This window comes from Undibacterium sp. SXout20W (assembly GCF_049340285.1).
Classification (GTDB): domain Bacteria; phylum Pseudomonadota; class Gammaproteobacteria; order Burkholderiales; family Burkholderiaceae_D; genus Undibacterium.
On record NZ_JBMPPH010000001.1, the window covers coordinates 81,264 to 94,271 of the forward strand.

Below are 13,008 nucleotides of genomic sequence, written 5' to 3' on the forward strand. Positions count from 1 at the left end.
GGGAAAATTACATGATCAAAAGCATCGTTTTGACTTTATTGTTTCAAGATGGCTATATGGGAGGTCATGTGACAGCCGCTTACTTTACTACCCGAGAACAGTGCCAAAAAGCAGGCGAAAAAATAGCCATGCAGTACATTAGCTATGGACACCCCGCGACATTTCTTTGCGCAAAAGCACCAGAAACGCAGAAGGGAAAACCAAATCCTTATGCTTCGCCCAAAGTGGATTACAAAATGCCGGACAGCATCACGCCTTAACTTGATAAAGCGCTGAAACTCACCGGCATAAAGGCGGGATGAATCGGATCCGCTTTTATCACCAGCTGATCTGCTCTTGCTGAATCACGATAGAGCCGCTGAGCCAAAGCAAGAGCCGGAAGTGACTGAGGCGTTTTAACCTTCACCAATGTGGCCAGATTTGCGCCACGCTCCGTCAAATCCTGAACCACTGCTGCACGCAACGTTCGAAACGTCTCGTAAGTTGCATCCTGCCCCTGATTACCTGCAATCCATATTTCAGCATCCAATAAGTTCGTAATCAAAGTCTTAACAGACACTGCATCATCGTAGGAAGTCGGTTGATATACCGTCGCCGCCTGCGCCAGAGCTATCAGCGCAGATCGCCGCAACAAATCAGACGAAGCACCTGCTACATACCCTGCAGCTTGCAACGTATTTATCGAAGTTACAGTCGATGCTGGGTACGTCGGCATCGGCAATCCCGCAGGCAACGCAGGAACTGCCTGAACAAGATTGATCAGTACTCGCAACGCATCTCTTGTCGAGGGCGTCGAAGCTGAAACTGCCTGCGCGAATGCTGAAACCGAAATCGTATAGTTCGTGACCGCCGCTGCTACAAGGCTTGCATTTTGGCGCGGACCGCACACCGTTGACATACCCGATACGCCGTTAAACATTCTCTGCGTTGCAGCTGCTACGTTTTGTCGATTGACAGCCCCTAATGCGATGAGTGCGGGAATATTTGTCGCTCCACGAGGAGAGCTAATCGTATTCTCGCCAAAAAATCGCCCGAACTCACCAGGTAAGGATTGAACGTAGTGATAAAGATTAGTCGCATCGTTCACGATTGCCTGCGCCGCTCTCGCCCAACCCTGCACAGTATTCACAGCCTGCTTGATCACTCCAACACCCGTTTTTAGCGCACCGATTACGGAAGACAAAAAGTCTTTCGACGTTGCAGCTTTTGCTGCAGATGCTGCGCTATTGACCGCGTCCCCAGTTGAAATCGTCGAGTTCGGAAAAATTCGCTTACCTTGCTCAATGAAAGAAAAGCTCAGCTCAAAATAGCGACCTTTATCCCAATGCTCAACACAAGAAACCGGCTCCGCTAAACTGACTTTCATGCGACCCAGCGTCGGGTGCATTAACTCACCGCCCTCGATGGCACCAACGTCTTCACATGCGGAAATTAACTTGTCCCGCTGGTTAATACAGTCTTCACCGACAAGAAAACCATTAAATGCCACCCGACGAGCAGAACGTCCCAAATCCTCAACCCACACCGTATCCCTGAATGGGTACTCATGAATAACAGCACGCCGTCCAAATTTTAGGTGTCCCTCAAAAACACCAAATTGGACACCTCTGAAAGATGCAGGTCGCAACTTATCTTTCCAATACGCCGCCTTGCTACCAAGACCACCACCAACATCAGCAATCAACCGATTGGCGAGATTGACGCCATTGGAAATCGTTCCGCTGATTGATTGAACACTTCCTAAGATATTATCTAAACTCATGGCGTAATCCCCGTTGGCATTGTATAAGCGACACGCACTGGCATCGCGGTACCCGTATCCGTTTTAGCCGTCGCAGATACGCCACTGGGTAGACCATGCAAAGTCAATGCGACCTCCATTTTTTGCGGACCAGACGACTGGCTACCGATCGCACCACCTCCTAATTGCGCCGAGACTGCTTTATTGATCATGTCATCACTAAAGCCAGATGAATTACCTTCATGCTTCACGATGCCTGATATCATCGGCGCAACCGTGCGAGCATCATTGAGATTCAATGGCTGATCGGCGCCGAACCCGGTCTTTTTGACCATGTCAGATATATAGGCTGCGGTATTATTTTCGCTAGACGGTGCCCAACGACTAATAATTCCGCGGATCGTATTGAGACCATGCAATTTTTGCTGCGCCTGTAAATTTTGAATCGTTGCCGCTAAGCCTGCATCCGCTGTTGGAAACACCGCATAACCACCGGTATCGCGTGGCGTAGCTCCCCAGGAACGCAAATTACCCGGATTATTATTGCGTACACCTAACGGTACATTTCCACTTTGTGCAGACGTCTGTACACCGCTACTACTTCCCGATACCCATGAATCCATGCCAATCATTCGCAACGCAGAATTTGGCAATAGTGAAAGAATCGACTTCATTCCTCGCACCATGCCAGAAATAACATTTTTACCAGCATCGAAGAGATCAAAATCAAATAACCATTTACTGAGCCCGTTCATAGCATCCGCAACGATCTTTGTCGGATTAAATTCTTCCAGTACCGCCAGAATTCCACCTGACCAACTTTTATCAAACGCCGCTTTGACAGCGCCGAATTTTTTACTAAAGTATTCCCCGATCGCATCCCAGTTTTTATAAATTGCGTAGACGCCGAAGCCAATGGCAGCGATACCTGCAATGATCCATCCAATTGGCGTCGCGGCGATCGCTGCTCCCAGACCTAAAAATGCGGCAGAAAGCCCCTCTAAAACCACGCCGACAATCGGTATTCCAACAGCCATTTCGGCCAAACCACCGACGTACAATCCAATCGAAAGCAGCCCCTTTAAGATCGCTGGTACTAACGTCGCATCCAACCCAGCAGCAAGGAGACCAATACCGCGAATCAATGCAGGGATGGCGACAACACCTAAGTTACCTATCGCCAAACCAAGATTGATTAAACTTCCAATCAAGCTGCCATTCATTATAAAAACGAGTCCTATCGCTGCATTTTTCCAGCCACCGAGCGAATCAACCAGATTATCGACGTCTTTCGCGAATGCGCGGAGATCATCACCGATTTTTTTGAAATCTAATTCATTAATCCAGTGTGCCAAGCCTTCAACAAACTGTGCCACTTTTGTCGCAATCAAGTCACGGTTAGCTGCAGTCCACGCAGTAAATTGCTCGATGAGCGGTTGTAATATCGGGACTAATTTTTCACCGATAGAATTTCTGGTTGCCTGAGTCGCGATCGATAAATAATCAAGCGACATAGCGAAGTTCTGCGCAGCTTCGAGCGCCGAACCACTCATTACCCCACCGAGAGAAGCGACTTTACGTTCATATTCTTCAATTGCCTTTGGGCCTTTTCGCAATAGAGGCAAAGTAGCTTCAAGCCCGAAAGTACGTGCGATAACGCCCTGCACCTGGGTATTTTTAATGCCACTGATTGCTAAGGACAAATCACGAAAGCCACGAGCTGCGTCAATCGAGCCATCTTTTGTTTTATGAATACCAATACCCAAACGATTGAGTACGACGAGCGCTTGCTGATTGCGTCCATACAGCGCGTCTTCCATCGTATCACCAAGGCTTTTTAAGCCTCCGGTTAATTCTTGTGCTCCAACACCGACCACTGACGCAGCGCCACATAACGACTGCAAACTATCGACGCTGATATCAATCAAGGCTGAAGAATTACTCACCTCAGAACCAAATCGCGCCCATTCCGTCGCCACGGCAGCAATACCGGCAATAGTTCCACCACCGACAATGATCGACAATGGCCCGAGCATTGAAGTGAGTTTACCTGCCACTGTCGCGGCAGAGCGTCCCACGTTACCGATAGAACGCCCCACCTTGTCAAACCCAGCTTCTTTGGCTAAGGCACGCATCGATTGACGCATTTGTGTAATGGGTTTAGTCAGGCGATCCATTGAAGCGTTGATTTTACGAACTACTGCAGTCGCTCGATCAATCGCGGAGATTGTTATTTGAAAATTATTAGCCATTTTTTTCTCTCTCTGCTTTCAATATACGGATCGCCTGATTATTCCACCAGGTCATTTCGGTATACGTCAAAGACCACGCGTCACGTGGTCCCCATCCGTAAAATCGCGTCAGCTCTGCGACAACGTCTCGCCAGTTTTCTGGCCATCGTCGCTGATACTTCCCAAAAAATTTGCAGCCTCTTTAAAATCACGCTGGCAGAGCTTTTTAATAACAGCAAGTGGGACTTTTGCAACCTGAGAAATCAGAGAAATCGCCATACCTACCTCGGTTTGCGCCAGAGCTGCTTTTTCAACCTGGTGCATCTCAGGTTCTTTCAGGTCTAACTTGTCGTAGGTGACGCCGCCGATCGTTACCGGCTTACGCAGAAATATCGTTTTTTCATCGATAAATTCTTCGACTTCTTTTAAACCTTCTTCAAATTCATCTTTTAAGTTTTCCATCTTTAAGCCTCTTCAACGCTAAAACCTTCCCACTTCACTTCAAATGTACCCTCGGCGGTTTTCACTTCCTGGGCGTCCGCTGTCCACATGTTGCGACCGACGACTGTTTTGCCATTGGCAAGCTCACAGGTGACAGTTACGTTTGTCATTGCATTAAATGCAGCAACCGACAAACCGCCCGCATCGCGAATCGTTCCGGATATCGATCCCGGATGTGGTTTTTCGGAATAGCCGTGAACACGATCTTGTCCAACAATTGTTTCGCGAGTGACTTTTGACGGACTATACGTAAGGTCACCTGCCAGCATGTATGTCTGACCATCAACTGACAGGTAAGCAATACCAGCCAGTCTGTTTGTTGTATCTGCCATTGCAGCTCCAAAAATGAAAAAGCCGCCTTCATTTGAATGAGGCGGCTTTTATTGATTACAAAAACGCTTTTAATTATTGCAGTCGGAACTGAGCCAACAATGCAAAAATGCGCAGCTGATTGATCAATGTGCCAGGCCACAAAACATCGATCCGATTTGGATTTTGCGCATTTTGCTGCACGATGAGATTTTGCTTGAACGCATCACCGTTCTGTACTAATCCTTGCGCCTCCAATGTGCGGTACATGGCGATTAAATCAGCGCGGATCGTGTTTGGCGTCACTACGTTGGCACCGGCACCAAAGCGCGTTCCATTCGCCGCAAGCTTAACGCGAGCATATTTGGTCGTCACGACCGATTTCAGTGCACGTAATACATATGCCAACGTGAACAGCGTTTCCACCTCCAGGTAACTGTTATCTGGACTGCCGAATGAATTTTTCTGATACGTCGTGATCAGATTTTCAATCGATACAGTGCCATCATCCGCCACTGCAAACGTTGAGATACCATCATACAGCAACGTATTACGATCACTTAAACCAAAGCGCGATTGCAGAGGAGGCGCTAAAACGCCAGGGATATTTACCGTCTGCAATGGGGTTGCGGGATCAGCACGCAGACTCACCGCCGATGCACCAGCATAGGCTGCTGCCCAAATCCAGTTTGGTGTTGGGCTATCGTTAAACCCCATGACGGAGGTATGCTGATCATTGCGTCCCACACCGAACGTCGTCAAAGCCCCAATGGTTCCACGCAAGGCTGCAAATGCATGTCCATACACCTGAGTGCTCCAAGACCAACGTCCTGTTTGATCATTCAACAACGCTTGAATCGCGTTCAGACTCGTCGTATCCGTATAAGGGCAGACGATAAAGTCAAATGCCTGGTTTAGCAGATTTGATAAACCAATCGTCAAATTTGGCGCTGTCGCACCGCCAGCCATTGGCACGATGGTATAGGTCAAACCGATTGGAAGTGCTTCTCCACCTTTTGTCCCTAAATAATTGACCCGGAGATCAATATCATTACCGCACGGTCCTTTATTGAGCGCAGTAATCGTCACCACGCTCGCTGCTGCCGCTGCCGCGACAGGGAGATTCGGCGTTGCATTAATTAAAGCTGCTAACGCTGTCGCAAGTTGTGCCGTCGTTTGGGTAGTCAATACAGGCTGAGCAATACGAACGCCAGCGATATAAAGATAAAACGTTCCGTTGACGGTCGGTGCAGCAGTAAAAGTGACGGTACCAGAAGCTGCAAGCGCACTTGGATCATCTGCCAGCGGCAAATACCAAACCTCACCAAAATTATCTGCGAGGCGATAAGCCGCCGTTTCTAAGTGCAGCATAGAACCTGGTCCACCAACGATCGCAGCATCTGCGATCCCTTGCGAAATTACCGGAACATTCGGAACACCCGTACCAGCTGCGGTCATTTGACCAATGATCAATGCACGTTGATTGATCTGGCCAGTATTCGCTTGCGAATTATCGGTCTCTGCATAGAACAGTGGAACACGAATATTAGCAGGCACCTGCTTAAATGGAATAGGCATTATTCAGCCCCACCTTTCTTTGCTTTGGCGGTTTTTGCAGCATCACCAGTGACCACATCACCATCACGCACGCGACGATGCCAATAATCAGACTCTGGAACTTCGCGGCCTTCGTCCGGTAACAGGTCTAATAGATCCGGGTCACGGATTACGAGTCCTGGGCTAGGTTTAACAAACATAAATTCTCCTTAATGAAAAAACTCAGGAAAGCGTTACCTGAGGTTCAAAGTCGATTGGGGAATACAGCACAGCAGGGTTAATATACGGGTCGAAAACTTCGCAGATTTCACACCGTAGCGTCCACTTAGTACCGCCAAAATGATTCCGACCATCCGCAGTAACTTCTGTTTCTGTATCGATACTCAATTGCTGTACTAACTGGATGAATGCACCATTGGTCAAGACCGCCTGCTCAATAGCTGCATCAAGCGCTTCGATTTCCATTTGCGCATCCACAGCGGTATTCGCCAATACACGCGACTCCATTTCAAGCGTGATCGTCGACGTATAGTTCGGAGCGCCTCGTGAAATTGGCTCTTTGCTGCTACGCGGCGATCTGAGCAAGATACCTGGTATCGTCTCGGTCTGAGAAACCCAATCACCGGGGCTATCAATTTTTGCACCGAGATTAGCCGATTGAAGTGCATTCAACACTGCCTGACGCAACTGCTGCCGTGCAAGAATCGGGGCCGGTGTCATGATGCGCTCACAAAGTTGAGTTCCAGCTTAACGCTACCATGACCGTCAGTATCTACATCTTTGACAACAAACGTTTCACCCGTACGCACAATCTTGACCTGATCACGCTGGAGTGGAGGAGCTTGAAACAATAGAAGCCTGCCACTTACGATTGGCTTCGATGTATTGACGCCCATACCATCCGCAAGTGTCATGTCCTTATTTGCTTCGTCGTAGACCATGTTCATCGAGTACGGCGCACCTGTCATCGGAATATAAATAACAGGCTCCCCAAACACGCCTACGACTGGTGCAAGTAACATCTTGTCCCAGTCGATTGCCATGATTACTCCTGTGAATCCGACTCTAAATCATTGTCAGACTTTACGTCATCGTCTGATGCTAATTGCTCCGGTTTTGTATCACCAGTTTTCTTACCTGATTTAGGTTGAGACGATTTTTTACCTGATTTAGCGGACTCGCCATCTTTCAACTCACGAACCGTCGGTCCAAAATCGGGACCGGCCGCTAAAGATGGCTCTGATTTCGCTGGATTGACAATGAAGCCAGCATTGCGCAAATATTCGACCTCGTCTTCCGGGATTTCAACCTCATCTCCTGGTTGATGACGAACACTACCAATTTGCAATGTTTTACGCGGCGCAACAACCGCTTTCACAGTGCGCGTATTCATAATCAGAATACTTGCGGAGCGCAAACAGTTGCTGACAGGGACGCATTAACGCGTGACGGAATAATGATCGGCGACGATTGCATCATGATGACGCGCTGCGCCGGATCTTCTTCTACCCACGTTTTCGGTGCATATGGCAGTGATTGGTAGTTAAATGCAGGATCGAGAATTTGACCAAATGCACGTGTACCCATCAAATCGGCGCCGCTCATAAGCACTGTACCGTCTGGCAACATAGGTTGTTCGACATTATTGTCGTCAACATACCAATCGTTATAGACCCACAGATCGTATTGACCCCATTTACCTTTATACTGCGCACCGCGCTGGGTTTGAGATCCGTAGTTGACGCTATTGCTTTCGCCTGTACGTGGATAGTAAACCGACTTTTGTACGTTGGTATCAGCGATAAACAGCAACCACGAGCTGGTTGTGAATACCAGATCAGTCGCGACGCCGCCAGATTTTTTAAGCATCTGATGCGACCACTGTTCGATATGTGTAGACGGCAGAGTAAAGATACCGTTAGCGCCCACAGCAGCAAATGCAGTGTCCCATCGTTGCGCACCGGACAGTGCAACAGTCAATGTAGGGTCGCGACCAAAATCAACGACAACAGTAGCGAAGCCATCACCAGAAATCGTGACAGTGCCATTCAACAAAGCTTGCGATCCCATCCATTCCAAACGACGATCAATCATATCGATTTGATCGGTCATTTCCATTTCGAGGTTGGCCGCCATACGCTCAGCGCCGGTCAAGTCACCACCAATACGTTCGCCGATTTGACGACGCACGGGACGACGTAAGTCAGGAGCGCGTTTGTCTTTGATGTAGGCCGGTTTAAAGACGTTCGTCTGAATACGGCGCTGTTCAACTAATTTACCTTCCACCATTGGGGAAACAAACGGAGACATACGGCGCTTACCAACGTCCACGTCGATCGATACATATTCTGTATCACTCACGACTTCATTAGGGAAGAAGCGATCGAGCAAGAATTTTTGCGGGCGCTTCAGATTCGGTACCACTGCAATCAGCGCATTGGTGTCATAAATAAAAGTGTTATTTGTAGCTGGCATCGTTTAACTCCAAGTAATCGATGAGGCAATAAAAAAGCCCGCATGACCGCGGGCTGAATAATGAGTTTGATCCGTTTAACTTGGATCTGCAGCTGTAACAGCATTCTTAATGAAAATGCCATACGGCCGTAACAGTGGCCACAAATTCACTGCTGCCGCTGCTGGGCTGGCTCCCCAAGACGGATCTGCGATCAGCGCATTTTGATTAAATTCACCCATCAAATACGCAGCTGCATTTACTGGGCCACCACTCGCGTCAGCATAGTCAACCAAAATCGCTACGGGGAATTGACTACCATCTGTTGCAGTTTGTACCGATTGAATGTAATTAGATGCAGCGCAGGTAACCGTAAAAGTATCACCCGCTACAAACGCGGTACCCCCGGCGGTAATCGTCAAGTTGATACCGGCGGTCACGTAAGGCGTGCCGACCGTGAGATCCGGCAGCGCATCGGCGGTTGGAGCCGTCACTGAAAATACCGTCGGGCTTGTAGCGCGAAGCGTGTAAAAGCCAATTTCGGCAGAAACACCCTTAGTTAAGCCACTGATAGTGCCGTTACCGACATTCGTTGCGCCGGCTACCGATGTAATCGCACCCGTCTGTTGACCAAGTACGGTACCACGTTGTAAAGTACCTGCGCCCAAAATGACGGTTGCTGTGACCAGTTTTAAATTGCCAGCGATCAGTTGATCAGGGATGTATGCTTCTGCGTACGTACCTGGTTGCTGCGGGTTATCGCCTAAATTATTGACCATGAGAGTCATGTTAAGTTACTCCAGTTTGAGTAGAACAATTGATTAGGATTGACCGCGGGCTTTTTTTGCTGCTGCCACAATAAAGTTGGCAGCACCTTGAGCACCACCAGGCCCCGGATCAGCACTGGCGCCAGAACCGACATTCGGGTTCTTCACCGTGCTCATACGACTTGCTAAACCACTTGAACGGGTCGCGCCACCAGCTGCAGCAACATTTAACATCGAAATCGCCTTAGCACTCGACATATTGGTCTCAAATGCCAGGTGCGCTGCCATGTCTGGGCGAACGCCAGCTGCATCGCATTTAAAAATAGCTGCACAGCGAGCACGCTCTGAACTACGAGCAGCCTTCACTGCTTTAGCCGTTTCGTCTTTTTCGCTTTCGTCAGGATCATCTTCATCCTCCTGCTCATCATCTGCAGCGGCTTTCTTACCTTTTTTTGAGTCCTTGGCAGGCTTTTTTTGACCATCCTGGCCATCGTCATCATCGTCTTCTTCATCCAGCTCTTCCATGCGCTTTGCATAGTCTTCGTCGGATTCGTCCGCACGTTGCTTGCGCTCGTCTTCGTCATCTTGCTCTTCAGCTTTCGCAGCACTGATACCGAGCAAGTGTGCAAAGGGTAAGACAGCAGACAAACGTCTTGTCAGGTTTGCTTTGTTTTTCATGTTTCCCTCAATGAATTAATTAATTTCGGCCAGCAAGGCGCGAAACGCTGCATCGGGAGCCATAACACCATCCGCCAAGCCCAGATTGACACCTGCGGCTCCCATATATGTGGCGGCTTGCGTATTTCGGACTGCTTTAGCCGAAATTTTTCTGTTGCGGGCAACTGTTGACACGAACAACTCACCCATTTCATTGATGTCGCGCTGGAAGCGTTCAAGCGCCTCACCAGATAATGGAATTTCAGGATGCCCATCGGCCTTACATTCACCAAATGTAACGAAAGTCACTTTAAAACCCGCCGATGTGAGCGCCTTCGACCAATCCATATGCATCCAGATCACACCAATACTTCCAACGCCACCAGTTCTCGGAAGATAAATCCGATCGGCTGCACTGGCGATCGCGTATGCAGCACTAAAAGCATACTCGTTCAGAATCGACCAGATCGGCTTTTTACCGCGTGACTTATAAATCGCATCTACCAGATCAAAACAGCCACTTACCTCACCGCCTGGACTATCTATATCGAGCATGATTGCCTTGACGTTCGGGTCAGCAATAGCTGTCATGAAGTTTTGGCGAATGCCGTCGTAACCTGACATGCCAGAATAAGGTCTTAGCGAACCGAGCTTTTGAACCAAAGTTCCACTAATCGGAATGATTGCAACACCACCAACGATGTCATAACCAAGACGATTAGTGTTGCCAGGTTCCGCAAAACCGTATTCATCGTCATCCATCATCCGTACGTTGGCACGTGAAATCTGGGACAGACCTAAGCGATCAGACAAAGCTGCTATGACCACTTCAGCTTTGCCAGGATGAATCGCAAGCGGCGTGTTAAACAATCGTTGTGCTAAAAATTCAAATTTCATTAATCTGCCTCCGGTTCATCCATCGCGAGCGTCGCGGGAACACCGACCGCCCATTCAGGCAACGGCAATCCCAACTCTTTAAATCGAGCAACCTCGATGGCACGCTGCGCGACCGTTTCGCGCCAATCAACGCCACCCAGCTCTGCTGCTTCGTCTTCCAACGTCGATAACGCTGCATCCATGCCAAGAATCGAACCTTGACGCTCTTTTACTGGGTCAATAATGCCGCGACCTGGTCCCATCCATTTTGTGCGGGAATACGCAGCACGGAACTCATGGAATGGCGGTGCGTTTGCAGGAAGTGGCAAGTTATCCACTTCCATCGCTTCCTCTGCAAATGCAGCTACGATCGGCTGGCCAAAGCCCGTCGCAAAATCATTACGGCGGCGTGACAGTGTTTTCCATGCTTCGAGCATCGCACCGCGCGCAGAGCTGTAATTAACATCTGACCAGTCGTTACTTACTTGTTGCGTGGACAATCCTGTTCCGGCTGCAAAATTTCGCAGCACTGCACCTTCAAAGTCTTTAAAGTTACTATTAGGACGCGCTGGAGCCACAGCATTGATTTTTTCGCCAGGGAATAGAATCGGCATCCGTGAACCACCAAGTTTAATGCGACGGTCATCATGGAATGACGCGCGTTCTGCTTGATACGCCCCTAATTCGTCACCCTGTCCCATCGCTGCTTCAACCATCGATGGATCAAACGGCGATTCGATATATGCAGCAAAAATTGCATTGATAATCGCTGCATCCAGTTCCGCCCCATCGTATCTGACCAGCATTTTTAAACGCTGTAGAACGGGCGCAAAAATTCCGGTACCGCCGCGATTTTGTCCGGCGCGTTCTGCATCAAAGTCGTGGACGACGATCGGACGACCCCATGGTGTTTCACGTTCGATGCGCTCCCATGTCACGGCTTTCGCTGCATTGAAGTAGTCGCCCTGGTGCGCTTTACGGAAGTGGTAAGCAATCGCAGCACCATAACCGTCGATTTCAACACCACCGCGCAGCGTAGCAGAATCAAACATCAGCTGAGGATTGGAAAGTCTGTCAGGATCCACAAGTTGTATCGTAGTCGCATACCGCGCACGCCCTACATCAACACGCTCAGGTAACCAAAGAATTGTTGCCAACGCATCACCTTCGATCAATTTATGACGAAATCCCAAACGCATCATTTGCGGTACCGTCAAATTACGCTGCGCATCGCAATAGCGACCAACGTCAGTTGACCAGGTGCGATAGCTCGCTTCCAAAGCACGTCCAAACTCATCCGCCCAAACATGGTCGAAACCTTTATTCCCTGTATGTGCTTGCAGTGCCTGCCAATCAGGTTTAAAGATAGGACGAAAATTCGCGCCAATCGCATTGTCCAGGATCCGCGTCACCGCTCCGGAAGCCCAGCCATCGTTACGGACAAGGTCACGAACACGCGAAACGATCGTGTCCCGGTACGTATTTAACTCCCCGTCTGGAGAGGATAAATACGGATTCCAGGACGCCATATGGTCGGTCTGACGATCCGCGGCATCGTACGGTACGTTGCCGACGCCATTGAGCATCGAGTGTCGACGGGGCGGCAATGGCCGGCCATCTGCCCCCAAAATAGAAACGGTATTATTCATCAGAATCTAAACCTCAAAGGCCTGCGCGGTTGATTAACGATGCCAAGCTGCGCCTGCAATTGCTTGATCAGCACCACCAGGTCAGCGATATTTGCGCGTGTGTATGTAACCGCGCGTGCACCATCACCTTGTGTGTACGAAAAGGACTCACCCTTCGCACCGGTAGATAAATCGAGATAGGCCTGTTGTGCATTGGTCAGTGCTGTTTGAAGTGCAGACGTCTGCATTCCGGCAAAAATGCTGGTCGATCGGTTATACATAATTTTTC

General features: G+C 49.1%; 16 protein-coding genes. 1 reads left to right on the top strand and 15 read right to left on the bottom strand.

The features are described from left to right. The first annotated feature begins 11 nt into the window (after nt 1-11). On the top strand, nt 12-260 hold the full coding sequence (locus ACO0K1_RS00395) for a hypothetical protein (protein ID WP_423021850.1): 249 nt from the start codon (nt 12-14) through the stop codon (nt 258-260). Here the strand turns inward: ACO0K1_RS00395 and ACO0K1_RS00400 are convergent. From ACO0K1_RS00400 to gpW, 15 genes are all read right to left on the bottom strand, one after another. Beyond that, nucleotides 257-1,762, bottom strand: coding sequence for a DNA circularization protein (locus ACO0K1_RS00400; protein ID WP_423021851.1), 1,506 nt, complete (start codon nt 1,760-1,762; stop codon nt 257-259). The genes ACO0K1_RS00395 and ACO0K1_RS00400 overlap by 4 nt on opposite strands. Continuing rightward, entirely contained in the window at nt 1,759-3,993 is a 2,235-nt protein-coding gene (locus ACO0K1_RS00405; protein WP_423021852.1) for a hypothetical protein, read from the bottom strand. Before ACO0K1_RS00405 ends, ACO0K1_RS00400 begins: the two co-directional genes overlap by 4 nt. A 108-nt stretch (nt 3,994-4,101) precedes the next feature. Then, nucleotides 4,102-4,434 carry a phage tail assembly protein gene (locus ACO0K1_RS00410; protein ID WP_423021853.1) on the bottom strand — a complete coding sequence of 111 codons (333 nt, stop codon included), beginning with the start codon at nt 4,432-4,434 and terminating at the stop codon, nt 4,102-4,104. A 2-nt stretch (nt 4,435-4,436) separates the two neighbouring features. After that, nucleotides 4,437-4,805, bottom strand: a complete 369-nt coding sequence (locus ACO0K1_RS00415) for a phage tail tube protein (protein WP_423021854.1) — start codon at nt 4,803-4,805, stop codon at nt 4,437-4,439. 73 nt (nt 4,806-4,878) lie between these two features. After that, nucleotides 4,879-6,360, bottom strand: a complete 1,482-nt coding sequence (locus ACO0K1_RS00420) for a phage tail sheath subtilisin-like domain-containing protein (protein WP_423021855.1) — start codon at nt 6,358-6,360, stop codon at nt 4,879-4,881. Then, the gene (locus ACO0K1_RS00425; protein ID WP_423021856.1) at nt 6,360-6,539 is read right to left on the bottom strand and encodes a DUF2635 domain-containing protein; all 180 of its coding nucleotides are present in this window, start codon (nt 6,537-6,539) and stop codon (nt 6,360-6,362) included. Before ACO0K1_RS00425 ends, ACO0K1_RS00420 begins: the two co-directional genes overlap by 1 nt. A 22-nt stretch (nt 6,540-6,561) precedes the next feature. Next, nucleotides 6,562-7,059 carry a hypothetical protein gene (locus tag ACO0K1_RS00430; protein WP_423021857.1) on the bottom strand — a complete coding sequence of 166 codons (498 nt, stop codon included), beginning with the start codon at nt 7,057-7,059 and terminating at the stop codon, nt 6,562-6,564. After that, on the bottom strand, nt 7,056-7,382 hold the full coding sequence (locus ACO0K1_RS00435; RefSeq protein WP_423021858.1) for a head-tail joining protein: 327 nt from the start codon (nt 7,380-7,382) through the stop codon (nt 7,056-7,058). The genes ACO0K1_RS00430 and ACO0K1_RS00435 overlap by 4 nt, the downstream gene beginning before the upstream one ends. A gap of 2 nt (nt 7,383-7,384) precedes the next feature. After that, entirely contained in the window at nt 7,385-7,732 is a 348-nt protein-coding gene (locus ACO0K1_RS00440) for a hypothetical protein (RefSeq protein ID WP_423021859.1), read from the bottom strand. 2 nt (nt 7,733-7,734) lie between these two features. Then, nucleotides 7,735-8,814 (bottom strand): major capsid protein, encoded by a 1,080-nt coding sequence (locus tag ACO0K1_RS00445; RefSeq protein WP_423021860.1) that lies wholly within the window; start codon nt 8,812-8,814, stop codon nt 7,735-7,737. A gap of 75 nt (nt 8,815-8,889) precedes the next feature. Next, nucleotides 8,890-9,579, bottom strand: a complete 690-nt coding sequence (locus ACO0K1_RS00450; RefSeq protein ID WP_423021861.1) for a head decoration protein — start codon at nt 9,577-9,579, stop codon at nt 8,890-8,892. 33 nt (nt 9,580-9,612) lie between these two features. After that, on the bottom strand, nt 9,613-10,236 hold the full coding sequence (locus ACO0K1_RS00455) for a hypothetical protein (protein WP_423021862.1): 624 nt from the start codon (nt 10,234-10,236) through the stop codon (nt 9,613-9,615). A gap of 15 nt (nt 10,237-10,251) precedes the next feature. After that, nucleotides 10,252-11,112, bottom strand: a complete 861-nt coding sequence (locus ACO0K1_RS00460) for a S49 family peptidase (RefSeq protein ID WP_423021863.1) — start codon at nt 11,110-11,112, stop codon at nt 10,252-10,254. Then, nucleotides 11,112-12,740: a phage portal protein gene (locus ACO0K1_RS00465; RefSeq protein ID WP_423021864.1), complete on the bottom strand. Its 1,629-nt coding sequence runs from the start codon at nt 12,738-12,740 to the stop codon at nt 11,112-11,114. Before ACO0K1_RS00465 ends, ACO0K1_RS00460 begins: the two co-directional genes overlap by 1 nt. Then, nucleotides 12,740-13,000 (bottom strand): gpW family head-tail joining protein, encoded by a 261-nt coding sequence (gene gpW, locus ACO0K1_RS00470; protein WP_423021865.1) that lies wholly within the window; start codon nt 12,998-13,000, stop codon nt 12,740-12,742. The genes ACO0K1_RS00465 and gpW overlap by 1 nt, the downstream gene beginning before the upstream one ends. Between the last annotated feature and the right edge of the window lie 8 nt (nt 13,001-13,008).